Raw genomic sequence first — 16,937 nt, 5'->3', positions numbered from 1 at the left:
GGGGAGGGGCATAATTCGTGATCGCTAGCCGCTGGCCGTCTGTCCGACTGTGCACGTTTCTTCTGCTGCGCTCTGCCCCGAAATGCTCGGCGGAAGCACCAGGGGCCCCGTGGCAGTCGGCGAAGGAGTCGGCGGTATCGCCGGCAGAGCGGATGCCGCATCTGTCGCATCCGGCGCCGCTATCGCGTCTGGATCGATGGTCTCGACCGGAGCCGGTAGCGTCGGCGTTTCGGTTGGAGTCGCCTGATTTGCCTGGCCGAGCGTACCGCTCAGCGAGATCGGCTTGTCGTTCTTGAGCGCGTCGAACAGCACAGTGGCATCCTCGGTCAGCGGCTCGATATTACCGTCGACTTCGACAACCGGGTACTGCACGAAACTCACACTTGTCAGGTCAATGTCTTTCAGCGCCACCGCAATCGAAACCATGGTGTCGAGTTTCTGCAGGCTTGACGACAGCACCATATTGTCGGCTGCGGCTTTGGCAATGCTGTAGAGCTTGACCGGGTCGTTCAGGGTGCCATCGCTCTTGATCGTGCGCACGAGCGACGCCAGGAATGCCTGCTGATTACCGATCCTGGCCAGGTCGCTTCCCGAGACGAGGCCATGGCGAGTGCGCAGAAATTGCAGGGCCTGCGTGCCCTGCAGTACGTGGGTTCCTGGCTCAAGCACCAGCCCGGTGTATGCATCGTCGATCCGCTCGGACACGCAGACGGGCACACCACCCACCGCATTCGACATCTCAATGACTCCGTTGAACTCGATTTCTGCGGCGAATGGAATTGTCACTCCGGTGAGCTCCTGCACGGCCTTCACGGTGCACGCCAGCCCGCCATACGACAACGTGGTGTTGATCTTGTCGGTGAAGCCGCCATCCGTGCCTGATGCCGTTCCGTCGGACGAAGGCGGGCACTCCGGGATTTCGACGAGCATGTCGCGGGGAAAGCTCACGACTGTCGCAGAGCTGTGATCCTGCGCAATGTGCATCAACATCGTCACGTCGTTGAGGTTTTCACCCCGTTCGCCATATGCCGGGTCTCCGCCCCCGCTGTCGCTGCCCACCAGCAACAGGTTGACCCCACCGTCGATGGCATCGATCGCCGGCACCGGGCCTGCGGTGTCGTTCGGTAAGGACACCCCCGGCCCCAAGCCAGATGTGACGTTCCAGATGGCGAACCCGACGACCGCCGTTGCGCTGACCAGCAGCACGACAAGGGCGACTCCCGCTATCCGCAACAGTTCGACGACAGCGGAAGGCGCCGGCAAACGTCCGTGTCGCGCCAATGGTGTCGCCGACGGTGCGGCGACATCCTCGTGTGGTGCGTCTGCGTCAGCCATTCTCAGAAACGTCGACCGGCTGTGCCGCAGCGCCGCCCGCGGGCACGTCGTCTCCGGGGACCATCGCTTCGACGGCGACAGGCGCCCCTGTCAGCTCGATGTGAACGGGATCGCCGATTGCCGGACGTTCCCTGGCGCTGTGTTGGATGGAGAGGGTCGTTCCGTCCTGCAGTTCGACCCTGGTGCGACGCAGCGAACCCAGAAAGCTGGAGAGCACAACTGTTGCACTGATGCCGCTCGTCGCAAGACGCAGGTCTTCTGGACGCAGGAACACCTTCACCGGACCGTTCGGGGTGTCTGCGTTCGAGATGGGCAGCGTCTGTCCGAGCACGCGCACCGTGCCGGCATCCGCTACACCGTCGATGCGGTTGCTGAGGCCGACGAATTCGGCGACGAACGGCGTGGCCGGGCGACCGTAGAGCTCTTCGGGTGTGCCGATCTGTTCGATGCCGCCCGCCCGCATCACGGCGACTCGGTCAGCGACGGCGAGCGCCTCTTCTTGATCGTGGGTCACGAAGAGTGTGGTGATGCCGAGTTCGGTCTGTATGCGCTTGATTTCGTCGCGCAGTTGCAGCCGCACCTTGGCATCGAGCGCAGACAGTGGCTCGTCGAGCAGCAGTACGCGCGGGCGTGTCACCAACGCCCTGGCCAGCGCCACGCGTTGCTGCTGACCACCGCTCAACTCATGGGCGAATCGATCTCCGTAGTCGGAGAGCCCCACCATCTCGAGAGCTTCGGCCGCTCGACTCTGTCGTTCTGCGGGGGCGACTTTGCGCATCTGCAGTCCGAACTCAACATTCTGACCCGCCGTCATGTGCGGAAAGAGTGAGTAGGACTGGAACACCATGCCGAGGTCACGCCGACTCGTCGGCTGCCAGGTGACGTCGACGCCGTCGATGATGATCGATCCGCTGTCGATCGCTTCCAGTCCGGCCACAGACCGGAGTGCCGTCGTCTTTCCGCAGCCTGACGGCCCGAGCAGCGCCACAAACTCGCCCGGACGCACGTCGAGACTGAAGTTATGCAGCGCAGGTAGCCCGCCGAACGACTTAGCGATGTTGGCGAGAACGACTCCGGCTCCGGAAGGGCTCATCAATTTGTCCTTTTCTTGCCGCGGGTTCGGTATCCGGCGGTGCCCACCTTGCCGATGATCAGCAGGAGCACAAACACGAAGATGAGGGAGAGCAGGGCGAAGGCCACCGCGCCGTACGGGTCGCTTTGCGAGATACCGAGCAGAGCGGTCTGCAGGTTCTGTCTGCTCAGCAGCGAGGCGATGGTGAACTCACCGAGAACCACGGCGACCGAGATGAATGACGCGGCGAGGATGCCCCGGCGCAGGTTCGGCAGCAGCACTCGCCAGAGCACGGTGAACCAGCCAGCACCGAGTGATCTGGCCGCTTCGCTGAGCGTGTTGACGTCGACCGCGCCCAGGTTCGACTGCAGTGTGCGATAGGCGTACGGCAGCACAGTGATTCCGTATGCGAATGAGAGCGTCCATACCGAACTGCCGAAGATGGAGGCGACCACTGAGTACACCGGCGCCAACCCGACAACCAAAACGATGGCCGGCACGGTGATGGGAATGATGCAGATGAACTCGAGTACGCGGCGCAGCCGGGGAAAGCTGAGCTGCACCAGAATCATCGTCGGCAACAGGATCACCAGCACGATTGCCACGGTGATGACGGCGAGAATCAGCGAGTTGGTGACACCGGTGAACAGCGTTGAATAGGCGCTGGCCTGCGCCGGGTCGAAAATCGCGATCCAGTGGTTGAACGTGTAGCCACCGGCCAGCCCTGCCCTGAGCGTGAACTCCACCATTGAGACGATCGGGATTGCGAACAGCACTCCGACGACACCGAGGATCAGCCAGCGGATGCCCCGCCTCGGTGCAATACCGCCGCTACCGGTCGTGCGCGGCAGACGTTGCGGCCGCCGCTCGCCCCTCTGGACCGGCTGGGCGAGCTGGCCCAACTGACTTGACTGGCCTGACTGACCTGACTGACTCGCCGCATTCATCGCTGCCACCTCGTCGTTCGCGCCTGAAGCAGGGAGTATGCGGTCATGACGACAACCATCACGATGATCATTCCGAGCGCCAGCGCTCCGGCCAGGTTCTCCCGGCCGAGCAGCGTCTCGCTCACCAATGCCGCGCGGATCTGCAGCGGCACGATCTGCGAGCCCTGACTGATCAGCGCGGCTGCCGTGGCGTATGCAGAGAAGGCGTTGGCGAACAGCAGAAGCAGGCTGCCGAAGAATGCCGGCGCGAGCACAGGGGCACCAATCTTGCGCCAGTAGGTGAAGGTGCTGCCGCCCAGCGTGGCGTTGGCCTCAGCCCACTGCGGCTTCAACCCGTCGAGCGCCGGCATGAAGGTGATGATCATCAACGGAATCTGAAAGTAGATGTACGGCAGGATCAGCCCGGGTAGTTGGTACAGCCAGACGCCATCGGCATAGATGTTGATTCCGAGGTTGGTCTGCAGGAACACCGTGACGAGCCCCTGCACACCGATCGTGGCGATGAACGCGAAGGCGAGCATCACACCACCGAACTGCGCAAGCACGCTTGACGCCGACTCGATGATGAGTCGAAGTCGCCCACCGGCACGGGTGTCGATCAGCGCGTAACAGACAAGCGCACCCACCACCGCGCCAACCACGGCAGTGAGTGCGGAGATCCAGAACGAACTGAAGAAGGTGTTCAGGATGACTGGGTCACCGAGAGCCGCCACATTGTCGAGGGTGAAGCTGCCGTCCTTGTTGAAGAATCCACTGCCGAGCGCCAGGATCGTCGGCACTGCAAGGAAGAGCAGCACGTAGAAGGCGAACGGGGCCAGCCCGAGGTACGGAAGCACGCGCAGGCGGCGACCCGGCGCTGTGGACCCGACCGGCTGGCGCGGAGGCTGCTCCCCCGCGCCAGCGATCGGTGTGGCCGACGCTGCTGCGTCAGCCTGGTTAGCCAACTGCAGAGGCCCAGTTCTGGGCGAGAAGCGCATTCGCCGCATCGGATTGTTCGGTGGTCGGCGTGACACGGTCTGCCGGCAGCTCGCCGACGGCATCCAGAGCAGTCTGATCGACGGTCTTCGCCGCGATCATGGCGTCGAGGGTGACCGGGTACGCACCAGCAGCCAGATAGAGGTTCTGTGCCTCGGGGCTGAAAATGAACTCCTGCCAGAGACGAGCGGCTGCCGGGTGCGGGGCATCCTTGTTGATTGCCTGGTTGTAGTAGCTGGTGTACGCGACACCGGGAAGCGTCGTCACCTTCCAGCCGTCAACGGTGGCAGCTGCCGCAAGGTTGGTGTAGCTCCAGTCGAAGACGACTCCCGTCTCACCGGATGCGATTGTCGCGGGTGTCGGGTTGACCGTCAGGAAGTTGCCTGCCTTGTTCAGCTTCTGGAAGTAGTCAATGCCGGGCTGGAAGTCGTCGAGCGTTCCGCCGCTCTGCACCGTGGCCAGACCCACCGCAGCGAATGCGGCTCCCGACTGTGTCGGGTCACCGTTGATTGCAACAGCGCCCTTGAAGTCAGCGCTCAGCAGGTCGTCGAGCGAGGTTGGTTCCGGGTACTTCGCCGAGTTGTAGCCGACCGACATGCTGCCGGTGTAGTCGTTGACCCACAGGCCGCTGGCTTCTTTGTTGTCTGCGGGGATGTCATCCCAGTTCTCGACCTTGTACGGGGCAAAATTTGTGGTGCTGGCCAGCGCGACGGCTGTGCCGAGGTCGAAGACATCTGGCGCGGTGTCCTGGCCCTTGTTGTCTTCTGCCGCCTTGATCTCGTCGGCGCTTGAGCCCTCTGGGTTGGCCGAGTTCACCGTGAGACCGTACTTGTCCTTGAATGCGGCAATGATCTTGCCGTAGTTCGCCCAGTTGTCAGGCAGGGCGATGACGTTGAGTGTGCCCTCCTTCTTGGCCGCATCGACCAAGGCGTCGAGCCCGCCGAAGCCCGCAGCACTCGTCGCTGTCGCGGCGTCCGTCCCTGAGGATGATGTCGAACTGGAGCTTCCGGAACTGGTGCACGCCGTGAGCGTCAGGGCTAAAGCCGCAATCGCCAGAACGGCAGTCGGCTTGCGTCGTAGGAACACTATGCCTCCAAAAGACCAGCCGATGGTCGCTCGCGCCGGTGCAAGCAGTTGGGTGCCGGGGGGCCGATCACTGCGAGTGTATCCAAGGAAGCCTCGGCACGGGAGAGGCGAACAGTCTCAATGCGGCACCAATTTCAGCGCTCCAAATACCGCCTATCTGGCTGACGGAGGCTGCAGGTCAGAGGGTGCTGAGCGTCTGAGCGAGTCCGTCTTCGTGCACGGCGCCCGTCGTCTCGTTCGCAGCCTCGATAACCTCGGCCGGCGACGAACCCATCGCAACGCCACGGCCCTCGACGCTGGCCCACTCGAGCATGTCGATGTCGTTACGGCCGTCTCCGACAGCCAGCACGCGACTGCGAGGAACGTCGAGCTCGGCCCGCACTCGTTCAAGCGCTGTTGCCTTGTTGACTCCGTCGGGGGCGATGTCGAGCCAGGCGGTCCAGCCGATCGCGTAGCTGACCTTGTGCAGGCCCATCCGCTCGACGACGCCGAGGAAATCTTCCATGTCGTGGTCGGGTGAGATCACGACCACACGGGTGGCCTTGTGGCGCAGCAGCTCTTCGAAGTCGACCCGCTCACTGTCGAGGCCGATCGTCGCGTCGGGGAACGGCTCTGTGTAGCGGTAGTAACCCTCTTCGTCTTCGACGGCATAGCGGGCACCCACGAGGTGAGAGCGGATGGAGCTGAGCACATCGGTCGGGTCGAATGATTCGATCCAGCCGCGACGGTATCCCGTCGGGGCATCGGGGTCCCTGTGCAACGTAATCGCACCGTTCGAGCACACCACGTAGCGCGGGGTGATGCCAAGACGGTCGAGCACGGGCAGGGTGGCCGACTCTGAGCGCCCGGTAGCGAGCATGACCTGGTGGCCTGCAGCTTCCAGCCGAGTGATCTCGGCGTGCACTGCAGGACTGATCGAACCGTCCTCATGCATCGTGGTGCCATCGATGTCGAGCGCGACCAGCCACTGGCCGTCGGTCGCGGCGGCTGACTCACTGCTGGTCATGACGCGCTCAGGACCGCTCATTTGATCGGCTCGAGGACTTCCAGGCCGCCGAGGTACGGGCGAAGCGCTTCGGGAACAACAACCGAGCCATCCGCGCGCTGGTGAGTTTCGAGGATTGCGACGATCCAGCGGGTGGTGGCCAGCGTGCCGTTCAGCGTGGCGACCGGTGAGGTCTTGCCCGATTCGGTGCGGTAGCGGATGTCGAGACGGCGCGCCTGGTACGTGGTGCAGTTACTCGTGCTGGTGAGCTCTCGGTAGGCATCCTGGGTCGGAACCCACGCTTCGATGTCGAACTTGCGCGCGGCGCTTGACCCGAGGTCGCCTGCCGCCACGTCGATCACGCGGTAGCTCAAGCCGAGGGCCTGCAGCATCTGCTCCTGCAGGGCGACGAGGCGGTCGTGCTCTGCCTCGGCGTTTTCCGGCAGCACGTATGTGAACATCTCGAGCTTGTTGAACTGGTGAACGCGGATGATGCCGCGGGTGTCTTTTCCGCCTGAACCGGCCTCGCGGCGGTAGCAGGTCGACCAGCCGGCGTAGCGCAGCGGCTCGTCTGACAGGTCGAGGATTTCGTCTTTGTGGTAGCCGGCGAGTGCGACCTCGCTGGTTCCGGTGAGGTAGAGGTCGTCGGCAGGCAGGTAGTAAATCTCGTCTGCGTGCTCGCCGAGAAAGCCGGTTCCGTCCATGATCTCTGGACGCACGAGCGTCGGGGTGATCAGCGGCGTGAAGCCGGCGTCGAGCGCGCGGTCGAGCGCCATGTTCATCAGGGCGATCTCGAGGCGAGCGCCGATGCCGCGCAGGAAGTAGAAGCGTGAGCCAGACACCTTGGCGCCGCGGCTCATGTCGATCGCACCGAGCAGCTCACCGATTTCGAGGTGGTCGCGTGGTTCAAAGTCGAAGGTCGGGGTCTGCCCGTGAGTACGAAGGGTGATGAAGTTGTCTTCGCCACCGGCAGGTACGCCATCGATGATGGGGTTCTGGATCGTGCGCACGATCGTGGTGAAACGCTCGTCGGCATCCGTCGCTGCAGCGCTGGCAGCTTTCACCTGTGCGGCGAGGGTCTGGGCCTCGGCGACGAGCGCCTTCTTCTCCTCCTTGGGAGCCGCGGCGACCTTCTTGCCAAACAGGTTCTGCTCTGCGCGCAGCGACTCGAACGTCGCCAGAGCGGCTCGACGCTCGGCGTCGGCCGCGAGCGCGGCATCTACAGCCTCGACAGAAGACCCTCTGGCCTCCTGCGAACGCTTGATGAGGTCAGGATTTTCGCGTAGCAGCACCGGATCAATCACGCTCGCCAGTCTACAAGCGCCGCCCGCGCCCGCTTGCTAGCCTTGGCGCGTGCCCGCCTCCGGTAAGTCAAAGTCCTCCCAGTACGCAGCAGTCGTCTACAACCCCATCAAGGTTGACCTGCAGAAGCTTCGCGCAAGCGTCACTGCTGCACAGATACGCGCCAGATGGGGAGACACCCTGTGGTTCGCGACGACCGAGAAAGATGCCGGGCAGCACGTCACTCGGCTCGCGGTGCGCCAAGGTGCTTCAGTGGTGATCGCTGCGGGAGGCGATGGCACTGTGCGCGCTGTCGCGGAAGCGCTGCGTGACACAGAGGTCGGCTTGGCGGTCGTTCCGGCCGGCACCGGAAACCTGTTGGCGCGCAACCTGCAGTTGCCTCTGTCGAACCTCGATGACTCTGTCGCCCTTGCTTTCAGCGGTGTCGATCGGGAGATCGACCTCGGTGTCGCCACCGTCACGACCGAGGCTGGAGACACCAATGACCACGTCTTCCTCGTGATGGCCGGAGTCGGGGTCGATGCCCAGATGCTTGCCGCGACCAGGACAGACCTCAAGAAGCAGGTGGGCTGGTTGGCATACGTCGACGCCGGCGTCCGGGTGCTTCCGAAGTCCAAGCCGTTCCGCATCCGCTACAGCCTTGACGGACGACCGGACAGGTCGACTCACATCAGTACGATCCTGATCGCCAACTGCGGACTGCTCCCCGGCAACCTGCAGCTGTTGCCCGAAGCTCAGCTCGATGACGGCATCCTGGACATCGCGATCCTCCGGCCCAAGGGCGTGCTCGGCTGGCTGAAGCTGTGGCGCAAGGTGAGCTGGGAGAACGGATTCCTGCGCCGCTCAGAGGTGGGGCGCAGCATCATCCGGCTGACGGAGACCAGCGACGAGAGAGACATGCTCACGCTGCGGGGTGGGAGCATTCGTCTCGTTCCTGACGAACCGCGTGAATTCGAGCTCGACGGTGACGAGTTCGGCCTGGTGAAGTCTGTCTACCTGCGCGCCGACCGGCGTGCCCTGATCGTGCGGGTGCCTGCACCGCCTGCCGCCTGACCTGTCACCCTTCCGCGAGATTGCGCTGGATGCCGGGATTGCGCGGCGCGGATGCGCGGATGCGCGGACAGCTAGCGAGCGTGCGCGCGCTGCCAGCGGAGAGCGCCGACGAAGATCAAGGCGACTATGCATCCCAGGAAGAGCATCACTGACTGCGGAACGAGAGATCCGAGCACCGACATGATTTGGTCTGCTGTCGTCGAGCTGAAGCCAAGTTCTCGCCAAAAGTCGTACCTTGAAGGCAGCCAACGGGCGAAGTACGCCTGAACGCTCGCCACCCCCAACATCACGGCGAAGACAGCGAACAGCCCCAGAACGATGGCCGGAAAGTTGAAGCGGGAGCTGGTGGCCCTCCCGCGCGGAAGGTCGCTCACGATCTCGCCTCGGCGTCGTGAACGTCAGCGGCCGAACCGTGCGACGTCCAGTTCGCCGCCCGCCAGGCGATCAGGATGACCAGTGTCAGCCCACCCACCGTTGACACCGCAGGAGCACCCGTCCAGGCAATCTGCTGAAGAATTACCTCAATCGGAATCTGGTCCTCTTCGCCTGAGTAATTGGGCGACAACGAGGCCGCCCACCACTGGAAGGCGATGCCGCCGACGATGAGGCCGATCCCGACGATCCAGAGCGCGACGATGAACGGGTTGCGCCGCTGCTGAGTCGGCTGGTCGGGATCCCACGCCTCCGTCTGATACTCCTGCGCCGCCTCGCGCTGCACCGTCTCGTCGCGGGCTGCCTCGCGCTGCACGACCTCACCCGAATGATCGGGATCATCCTGCATCACGTAGCCGGCTGCAGCATCCGTCGTCTCCGGCCGCCGGAACCGCAGATCTGACCGCCCGCTCGACTGCCCACTCGGCTGCGGCTGCCGCGCCGCTGGATCATGACTCGGGAAGACCGGCGCGGATGCCCGTCGCGCACGCCACGACCGCGACGGCGTAGTGGAGTCGGCGGCACCCGCAGCGGCATCCGCTTCTGGGTCATAACCACGCTGAAACATCGGAGGATGTCGGGGGTCAAACCGTGTCCCGACATCCGACGACTCGTGTTCAAGCGCGGTCATTGCTCATGCGGTGTCCTTGTCTCCCTCGACAATCTCCCTCAGCCAGCTGCGCGCCTCGATGAAGATCTCGTCATCGTAGCGGGGCGTGAACTGGATCTGCTGCTTATCCGCGCGGGGATAGGAACCGAGAAAGATCACGTTCGGGCTGAAGCGGCGGAGGCCAAGCAGGGCATCGGCCATCCGCTCGTCGATGATGTGTCCGTCAGCGTCGATCACGAAGCGATAGCGGCCGAGGGCATCACCGATCGGTCGAGACTGGATGAGGCTGAGGTTCACTCCCCTGGTCGCGAACTGCTCGAGCATTTCGAGCAGGGCGCCAGAGCGGTCGTCAGGCAACTCGACGATCAGGCTGGTCTTGTCTGCACCCGTCGGGGCAGGCAGAGCACTCGTGCGGCTGACCAAGACAAACCGCGTGACGGCGTTGGGGTTGTCGCCGATGTTCTCTGCCAGCACGACCAGATCGTGGTGCTTGTGGATGCCGGGAGGCGCGATGGCGGCATCCGCCTGGCTGTTTTCGAAGAGGGAGGCAGCGGCCTGCACGTTGCTCGACGCCGGGATGTGACCATGGCTGGGCACCTTGGCCTCAAGCCAGGCCCTGCACTGCGCGTAGGCGACCGGATGCGCGTTGACGACACGCACATCCGCCAGTGTCGTGCCTGGCCTGGCTACCAGGACAAAGTTCACCGGAACGAGGTACTCGCCGATGATGCGCAGGTTCGGCACGCTGGCCAGGGCGTCCTGCGTCGCAGACACTCCCCCGTCGACCGAGTTTTCGATGGCGATCATCGCGGCGACGCTGCGGCCGCTGACGACGTCGGCGAGGGCTTCGCCCACGTTGTTCACCGAACGCCAGGGCTTACCTGCAGCCTCTGGCACCTGAGCGAGGGCTGCTTCGGTAAACGTACCTGCCGGCCCGAGGAAGCTATATGTGTCAACCGGTGTAGCGGTGTCAACAGGTGCTTCAGCGGGAATCGCGGTGTCTGGCATGGCTCACAGCCTAGTTGCAGTGCCAAACTGGATTCATGAATCAACGTGCGGGAACACCGGCCCAAGAATCAGATCTGATCGACGTCAAAGCGCTGGTACGCGCCTATTACGACGTGAAACCGGATGTCGCCATCCCCTCACAGCGTGTTGTTTTCGGCACGTCAGGACATCGTGGCAGCTCGCTGAACGGTTCTTTCAACGAGGACCACATCATCGCGACCACCCAGGCAATCGTTGAATATCGCGCAGCCCAGGGCATCACGGGACCCCTGTTCATCGGGGCAGACACGCACGCGCTGAGCGCTCCTGCGTACACGACTGCACTCGAGGTGCTCGTGGCCAATGGCGTACGGGTACTCGTCGATGAGTTTGACGACTACGTGCCGACCCCTGCCCTGTCGCACGCCATCATCCGCTACAACAGCGACGGCAACGACGATCAGGCCGACGGCATCGTCGTGACGCCGAGCCACAACCCTCCCTCTGACGGCGGCTTCAAGTACAACCCGCCGCACGGCGGCCCCGCCGACAGCGATGCGACGGCCTGGATTGCTGCACGTGCGAACGAGCTGATCGTCGATGGCCTGCCAGACAAGAAGATGAGCGAACCGAGCGCGGTGGAGACGTACGACTTCCGCGGTACATACGTCAACGACCTCGAAAACATCATCGACATTGCGGCGATCAAGGAGAGCGGCATCCGCATCGGTGCTGACCCGCTGGGTGGCGCGAGCGTCGGCTACTGGGGCGCGATTCGCGACCGCTACGAACTCAACCTGACCGTGGTCAACCCACACGTCGACCCGACCTGGCGCTTCATGACGCTCGACTGGGACGGCAAGATTCGGATGGATCCGTCAAGCCCGAACGCCATGGCATCCGTGCTCGCCCACAAGGACGACTACGACATCCTCACCGGTAACGATGCGGATGCCGACAGGCACGGCATCGTTACGCCGGATGCCGGCTTGATGAACCCCAACCACTTCCTGGCCGTGGCGATCGACTACCTCTACAGCCACCGCGGTGACTGGCGAGCAGACGCCAAGATCGGTAAGACACTCGTCTCGTCGACCATGATCGACCGCGTCGCCGGCTTCCTCGGTCGTGAACTGTGGGAGGTGCCGGTCGGATTCAAGTGGTTCGTTCCTGGCCTCATTGACGGTTCGGTCGCGTTCGGCGGCGAAGAGAGCGCCGGAGCCAGCTTCGTGCGGTTCGACGGCACGGTGTGGACGACCGACAAGGACGGCATTCTGCTCGCGTTGCTGGCCGCAGAGATCCTGGCCGTCACGGGCAAGACCCCGAGCCAGCGATACGCCGAGCTCGCTGAGAAGTTCGGTGCACCGGCGTACGCCCGAGTGGATGCCGCGGCCACGCCGGAGCAGAAAGCCAAGCTGGGCAAGCTCGACGGCGACGCCATCCACGCCACCGAACTGGCCGGCGAGAAGATCATCGCGAAGCTCAGCCATGCGCCCGGCAACGACGCTGCCATCGGTGGCGTCAAGGTTGTCACCGACAATGCCTGGTTCGCTGCGCGCCCGAGTGGCACCGAAGACGTCTACAAGATCTATGCAGAGTCGTTCCTCGGCGAAGATCACCTGCGAGAGGTACAGGCGGAGGCCAAGGCCATCGTCGACGCCGCGATCGCATAGCGCGCGACTGGACAGCTGAAGGCCGGAGCGTCCACCACAACGGTGGATGCTCCGGCCTTCGGCATTCTCCGGGATGTTCAGTCCGGGATGCTTATTCCGGGATGCTCCAGTAGTACGCGGTAGCACCCGGGTGGTTCTCGGTGATCGCCCAATCGACTGAACGGAAGTCGGTGTTGTCGGTGTGGCCGCCGTAGTAGATCGAAATCGTGTCGCCGGAGCGCTCAATCCGAGTGACGACTGCCGTGTGATCACGGTCACCTGAGTTGTCCCAGTCGAACTGCACGACATCGCCCAGCTTCACCTGGTCTCGCTGGTCATCGGTCAGTGCGGTCGCGCGACCCGACTCGTCGATGTAGTCCCTGAACGCCGTCGAACTCACCCACGGGCTTGAGTATTCGAAGGCGTCGCTCGGGCCATCAGACCACCACTCGTCATCCATGTTCCAACCTCGCTGCAGGAGCGACTGGCTGGTGAAGTTGACGCAGTCATTTCCGGTGATGACGCCGTAATCGTCGTTGTAGTCCTGCCAGTACGTGTTCACGTAGTCGAGCTGCGCCAGAATCTGCGGGTTGTCGGTCGTTGCCCTCTCCACGACGGGCGCCTGGCTATCGGCGCCTGAGCTGCCGGACGACTCCTGCAGAGCAGTTGTGGGCTGCGCGGCACCCTTCGCATCCGAATTAGAATTCTTGTTCACTGTGACGATGGCAATGATCACACCCACCACGACGACGAGTGCGAGTATGACGACGGTGAGGCGACGGCGCGCCTTCTTCGACCTGCGTTCGTTCTTACGTGCGTTTGTTGACATTACTTGACGCTCCAATATGAAACCGTGCCACCCGTGTTGGCGAGAGTTTCGTCTACAGACTTGTAGCTTCCGTTGTTGGTATGTCCGGCGAAGTCAATGGCCACCCCGGATTCTGATTTGTCGACCCGAGTGACGATTCCAGTATGATCACGGTCACCTGAAGAATCCCAGTCAAATTGCACAACGTCATATGGGACGACAGTCGCCGGAGCGGCAAGGGCTGCTGAGGCATCCGCTTTGCCGCCCACAGAGAATCCGACGGCCGGTGCGGCAACCGTGCACGCTACCCCCACGCTTTCAACGGCAAGGATGAGTCGATCCTTAGACGACTTTTCGTTGCGGTGACGGGGCGTGCGGAGGGAACTCAGTAAAGCAGGGCGCACGGAATCGATTCTCATGTAGCTAAAAGGGGGATGTACAAGCGAACCATGCGTTCGTGTAAGAACCCTGTGCGAAGCGTATGAAATCCATGCATGAGCATAAAAAGCGCTCAGTGGTCAGGCGCAGGCCATGACGACCGGAACGGGCTTTCGGTGGTTCGTTTCGCTGCCTATCCGTAGTTCGGTGCAGCGGGCAGCCCGAAGAATTCTTCAAGGGTTGTCACGCCCGTATTGTGCATCTCGGTGCTGAGGTCCAGGCCGATGTAGCGGAAGTGCCACGGCTCGAAGGCGTAGCCGGTGATCTCGGTCTTATCCGCCGGATAGCGCAGCAGAAAGCCGAACCGTGAGGCGTTTGCGGCGAGCCATTGTCCTTCGGCGGTGTCAGCAAAACAGGTGCTCAGCGAGCAATTCCCTGAACCTGCGCCGATGTCGATGGTGAGTCCGGTCTGATGCTCGCTGGTACCCGGTCGAGCAGTGCTGGTATCGGCGAACGCCTGCCCGTTGGCTGCCACGTCCTGGTTGTAGACACTGACTTGGGAGTCGTAGCTGCGATAGGCGCTGTTCGAGGCCAGCGTCAATCCAGCCTCGGTCGATGCTGCAGCGAACATCGAAATGACGGCATCGGACGCTTCCTGCCGAAGCCGCGGATTCCAGGTGTGCGGGATGGGAACATCGACCAGATCGGCCGGTTCAAAGTTCTCAGGGTTGAGTGGCCGCATTTTGTTGACCACGAGCCAGATGCTGTTCGGATCGTCAATCGAGCGGGCTGTCTTGTCGAAGGTCGGCACGACCGCGGGCTCAGGTGAGCCGGTTGGACTCGGTCGCTCCGGTGCGGGAGGGGTCGGTGTCGGCGAGTGAGCAGCGCTGTCCGTCGGCGATACGGCATCCGACGGCTCCTGCCCTGATGCGATGCCTGCGAAGACTGCGACGAGTGCCAGCACGATGAAGCCGCCAGTCGCAACGAGGGTTCGACGGCGTCGAACATCCTTCGAAGCGCTCGGGCGCTGGCCAGATTCAGACACGTTTTCGAGCATAGTCGCGCACTGCTGCCGCCCCGTACGACGACCCGGCCAGGGGCCCGTTTCTCTTGTCGATCGCAGAGGCGAGGCGTAGCTTGCGCTCTATGCAGACCACGGCTCCTTCCGGCGCACCTGCCCCGCTGATGACGCACCGGCAGATCCTGTTCGTGATCTTCGGGCTGATGGCCGGCATGTTTCTGTCGTCTCTCGACCAAACAGTCGTCGGAACGTCAATGCGCACGATCGCGGATGACCTCGATGGCCTGGCATTGCAGGCCTGGGTGACGACTGCCTATCTGATCGTCTCAACGATCAGCACCCCGATCTACGGCAAGTTGAGCGACCTGTACGGACGGCGTCCGCTGTTCATCATCGCCATCACGATCTTCCTGCTCGGCTCGCTGCTGTCTGGCATGGCGACCTCCATGTACGGACTCGCTCTCTCCCGCGCAGTGCAGGGTCTCGGGGCCGGCGGCCTGATGGCGCTGCCGCTCACGATCATGGGTGACATCCTGGCGCCCCGTGAGCGCGCGAAGTACCAGGGGTATTTCTTGGCCGTGTTCGGCGTTTCAAGCGTGATCGGCCCGCTTCTCGGCGGGCTGTTCGCCGGAGCCTCGGAGATTCTGGGCATCGCCGGATGGCGCTGGGTGTTCCTGATCAACATCCCGATCGGCCTCATCGCGTTGATCATCGTGTTGCGGTTTCTGCACATTCCCCGCTTCAAGCGGGAGGTGCGAATCGACTGGTGGGGTGCGGCAACGGTCATTGTCGCGACGGTCCCGCTGCTGCTTGTCGCAGAACAGGGGCGCAACTGGGGCTGGACGTCCACTGCCGCGTTCACCTGTTACATCGTCGGAGCGCTCGGAGTCCTGGCGTTCATGCTCGCTGAACGGTTCATGGGTGACGACGCGCTGATCCCGCTCAAGCTGTTTCGGTCACCGACGTTCTCTGTGGCCACCATCCTGGCCGTGCTCGTTGGATTCGGGATGTTCGGTGCCATGATGACGCTGCCGCTGTATCTGCAGTTGGTCAACGGGGCGACGCCGACAGAGAGTGGCCTGCTCCTGCTGCCGATGATCCTCGGCCTGATGATCTCGTCGATTGTGAGCGGCCAACTGATCGCGCGTACCGGTCGATACAAGAAGTTTCCCGTCATCGGGACTGCATTCATGGCTGCCGGGTTCCTCTGGATGACATTCGCGACAGCCGATCGACCAGTCACATTCATGATGGTGGGGATGCTGCTCGTCGGCCTCGGCCTCGGCCAGCTGATGCAGACGCTCACCATCGCAAGCCAAAACGCTGTCGGGGCTAAAGACATCGGGGTGGCAACGGCCGCATCGACATTCTTCAGACAGATCGGCGGCACGCTCGGCACCGCCGTGCTGTTCTCGGTGCTCTTCACCCGCATCCCGATCACCGTGAAGGCCGTGTTCAGCGATCCGGCGACTATCGAGAGCCTGAAGGCCGCCGCCGAAGACCCGGCGATTCGGGATAATCCGAACAATGCCGAGATCCTGAAGTTGCTGCAGGACCCCGGCGCGCTGGGGTCTGCGCTCGATGGGGATACTGCATTTCTGAACTCGGCCAGTCCGGTTCTCTCGCATCCGTTCCTGGAGGCCTTCAACGATGCGGCCGTGACGGTGTTCTGGGTGAGCTTCGTCGTGGTGTTCATCGCGTTCGTCGTCAGCTGGTTCCTGAAAGCACCCGCATTGCGGAAGACGTCTGCCCTGCAGGAAACCGTCAGGGAGGCGGCAGAACAGGCCGCAGCGGAAGCTGCTGAGGCAGAGGATGCCGACGCGCCGATGCTGGAACCCGACGAAGGAACTGGTGCGGGAGTCGGAGTTGGAGCAGGTGGAGGAGCGGCGGGCACGGGAGTCGGTGCCGGAGTTAGTGCTGGAGCAGGAGCAGCCCGTGGACCGGGCGTCGGGCGACCCGTTGGCTCCGATCAGAAAATCACCAAGCTCTCCGGCCACGCCAGAAAGGCGGCAGACCAGATGGGCGCGCTGGTTGAACCTGGGACGCATGCCATCGACGTACACGTTCCAGATGGCGAATCGAACGCAGCCGACACTCGCACCCCGTAGCGCCTCCCCGCCCCGACTACCTCCTCTTCCCGCTCGTGGGCCTGTACGCGAGATCGGAGTCGTGGCGATTATGGAGCGCTTTTAGCGACCACGACTCCGATCTCGCGTGAGGGAGATGAGCGAGATAGTGCGGGCGACTTCGTGAGAGCGCTCTCTTGACAAGCGGATGCTCAACACCCTAGGTTG

General features: G+C 63.1%; 16 protein-coding genes. 3 read left to right on the top strand and 13 right to left on the bottom strand.

Annotation, left to right across the window (positions count from 1 at the left end; translation table 11 throughout):
* Positions 1-24 precede the first annotated feature (24 nt).
* From ACMT3I_RS14725 to serS, 7 genes are all read right to left on the bottom strand, one after another.
* A complete protein-coding gene (locus tag ACMT3I_RS14725) occupies positions 25-1,335 on the bottom strand; it encodes an LCP family protein (RefSeq protein WP_414805272.1) in 1,311 nt (436 codons plus the stop codon).
* Positions 1,328-2,428: an ABC transporter ATP-binding protein gene (locus ACMT3I_RS14720; protein ID WP_414805271.1), complete on the bottom strand. Its 1,101-nt coding sequence runs from the start codon at positions 2,426-2,428 to the stop codon at positions 1,328-1,330. The genes ACMT3I_RS14725 and ACMT3I_RS14720 overlap by 8 nt, the downstream gene beginning before the upstream one ends.
* Positions 2,428-3,354, bottom strand: a complete 927-nt coding sequence (locus ACMT3I_RS14715; RefSeq protein WP_414805270.1) for an ABC transporter permease — start codon at positions 3,352-3,354, stop codon at positions 2,428-2,430. Before ACMT3I_RS14715 ends, ACMT3I_RS14720 begins: the two co-directional genes overlap by 1 nt.
* The gene (locus ACMT3I_RS14710; RefSeq protein ID WP_414805339.1) at positions 3,351-4,196 is read right to left on the bottom strand and encodes an ABC transporter permease; all 846 of its coding nucleotides are present in this window, start codon (positions 4,194-4,196) and stop codon (positions 3,351-3,353) included. Before ACMT3I_RS14710 ends, ACMT3I_RS14715 begins: the two co-directional genes overlap by 4 nt.
* Before the next feature lie 94 nt (positions 4,197-4,290).
* Positions 4,291-5,415 (bottom strand): ABC transporter substrate-binding protein, encoded by a 1,125-nt coding sequence (locus tag ACMT3I_RS14705; protein WP_414805269.1) that lies wholly within the window; start codon positions 5,413-5,415, stop codon positions 4,291-4,293.
* 178 nt (positions 5,416-5,593) lie between these two features.
* Entirely contained in the window at positions 5,594-6,442 is an 849-nt protein-coding gene (locus tag ACMT3I_RS14700) for an HAD family hydrolase (protein ID WP_414805268.1), read from the bottom strand.
* A complete protein-coding gene (gene serS, locus ACMT3I_RS14695; RefSeq protein WP_414805267.1) occupies positions 6,439-7,704 on the bottom strand; it encodes a serine--tRNA ligase in 1,266 nt (421 codons plus the stop codon). Before serS ends, ACMT3I_RS14700 begins: the two co-directional genes overlap by 4 nt.
* Before the next feature lie 49 nt (positions 7,705-7,753).
* Between serS and ACMT3I_RS14690 the strand changes: the two genes are divergently transcribed.
* On the top strand, positions 7,754-8,755 hold the full coding sequence (locus ACMT3I_RS14690; RefSeq protein WP_414805266.1) for a diacylglycerol/lipid kinase family protein: 1,002 nt from the start codon (positions 7,754-7,756) through the stop codon (positions 8,753-8,755).
* Positions 8,756-8,826: 71 nt separating this feature from the next.
* Here the strand turns inward: ACMT3I_RS14690 and ACMT3I_RS14685 are convergent, their stop codons facing one another.
* The 3 genes from ACMT3I_RS14685 to pheA form a co-directional block, all read right to left on the bottom strand.
* Positions 8,827-9,129 (bottom strand): hypothetical protein, encoded by a 303-nt coding sequence (locus ACMT3I_RS14685; protein ID WP_414805265.1) that lies wholly within the window; start codon positions 9,127-9,129, stop codon positions 8,827-8,829.
* A complete protein-coding gene (locus ACMT3I_RS14680) occupies positions 9,126-9,755 on the bottom strand; it encodes a hypothetical protein (RefSeq protein ID WP_414805264.1) in 630 nt (209 codons plus the stop codon). Before ACMT3I_RS14680 ends, ACMT3I_RS14685 begins: the two co-directional genes overlap by 4 nt.
* A gap of 66 nt (positions 9,756-9,821) precedes the next feature.
* Complete coding sequence (gene pheA / locus ACMT3I_RS14675; protein ID WP_414805263.1) at positions 9,822-10,805, bottom strand: prephenate dehydratase; 984 nt, start codon at positions 10,803-10,805, stop codon at positions 9,822-9,824.
* Between the two features lie 35 nt (positions 10,806-10,840).
* Here pheA and pgm point away from each other — a divergent pair, with 35 nt between their 5' ends.
* Positions 10,841-12,457, top strand: coding sequence for a phosphoglucomutase (alpha-D-glucose-1,6-bisphosphate-dependent) (gene pgm / locus ACMT3I_RS14670; protein WP_414805262.1), 1,617 nt, complete (start codon positions 10,841-10,843; stop codon positions 12,455-12,457).
* Positions 12,458-12,548: 91 nt separating this feature from the next.
* Here the strand turns inward: pgm and ACMT3I_RS14665 are convergent, their stop codons facing one another.
* From ACMT3I_RS14665 to ACMT3I_RS14655, 3 genes are all read right to left on the bottom strand, one after another.
* Complete coding sequence (locus ACMT3I_RS14665; protein WP_414805261.1) at positions 12,549-13,265, bottom strand: amidase domain-containing protein; 717 nt, start codon at positions 13,263-13,265, stop codon at positions 12,549-12,551.
* The gene (locus tag ACMT3I_RS14660) at positions 13,265-13,648 is read right to left on the bottom strand and encodes an amidase domain-containing protein (RefSeq protein ID WP_414805260.1); all 384 of its coding nucleotides are present in this window, start codon (positions 13,646-13,648) and stop codon (positions 13,265-13,267) included. The genes ACMT3I_RS14665 and ACMT3I_RS14660 overlap by 1 nt, the downstream gene beginning before the upstream one ends.
* A gap of 167 nt (positions 13,649-13,815) precedes the next feature.
* Positions 13,816-14,667, bottom strand: coding sequence for a D-alanyl-D-alanine carboxypeptidase family protein (locus tag ACMT3I_RS14655; protein WP_414805259.1), 852 nt, complete (start codon positions 14,665-14,667; stop codon positions 13,816-13,818).
* Positions 14,668-14,768: 101 nt separating this feature from the next.
* Here ACMT3I_RS14655 and ACMT3I_RS14650 point away from each other — a divergent pair, with 101 nt between their 5' ends.
* Positions 14,769-16,751 (top strand): MDR family MFS transporter, encoded by a 1,983-nt coding sequence (locus tag ACMT3I_RS14650; RefSeq protein ID WP_414805258.1) that lies wholly within the window; start codon positions 14,769-14,771, stop codon positions 16,749-16,751.
* Positions 16,752-16,937: the final 186 nt, after the last annotated feature.

It is taken from the genome of Leifsonia sp. A12D58, assembly GCF_047530025.1.
Lineage (GTDB): Bacteria > Actinomycetota > Actinomycetes > Actinomycetales > Microbacteriaceae > Cryobacterium.
The sequence above is the reverse complement of the archived record's forward strand: the minus strand, read 5'-3'. Positions and strand labels throughout refer to the sequence as shown.

Excerpts from the sequence above, each read along its gene's own strand:
- ACMT3I_RS14725 (WP_414805272.1), bottom strand. The coding sequence starts at position 1,335 with ATGGCTGACGCAGACGCACCACACGAGGATGTCGCCGCACCGTCGGCG.
- ACMT3I_RS14720 (WP_414805271.1), bottom strand. The coding sequence starts at position 2,428 with ATGAGCCCTTCCGGAGCCGGAGTCGTTCTCGCCAACATCGCTAAGTCG.
- ACMT3I_RS14715 (WP_414805270.1), bottom strand. The coding sequence starts at position 3,354 with ATGAATGCGGCGAGTCAGTCAGGTCAGTCAGGCCAGTCAAGTCAGTTG.
- ACMT3I_RS14700 (WP_414805268.1), bottom strand. The coding sequence starts at position 6,442 with ATGAGCGGTCCTGAGCGCGTCATGACCAGCAGTGAGTCAGCCGCCGCG.
- ACMT3I_RS14680 (WP_414805264.1), bottom strand. The coding sequence starts at position 9,755 with ATGTTTCAGCGTGGTTATGACCCAGAAGCGGATGCCGCTGCGGGTGCC.
- pheA (WP_414805263.1), bottom strand. The coding sequence starts at position 10,805 with ATGCCAGACACCGCGATTCCCGCTGAAGCACCTGTTGACACCGCTACA.
- pgm (WP_414805262.1), top strand. The coding sequence starts at position 10,841 with ATGAATCAACGTGCGGGAACACCGGCCCAAGAATCAGATCTGATCGAC.
- ACMT3I_RS14665 (WP_414805261.1), bottom strand. The coding sequence starts at position 13,265 with ATGTCAACAAACGCACGTAAGAACGAACGCAGGTCGAAGAAGGCGCGC.
- ACMT3I_RS14650 (WP_414805258.1), top strand. The coding sequence starts at position 14,769 with ATGCAGACCACGGCTCCTTCCGGCGCACCTGCCCCGCTGATGACGCAC.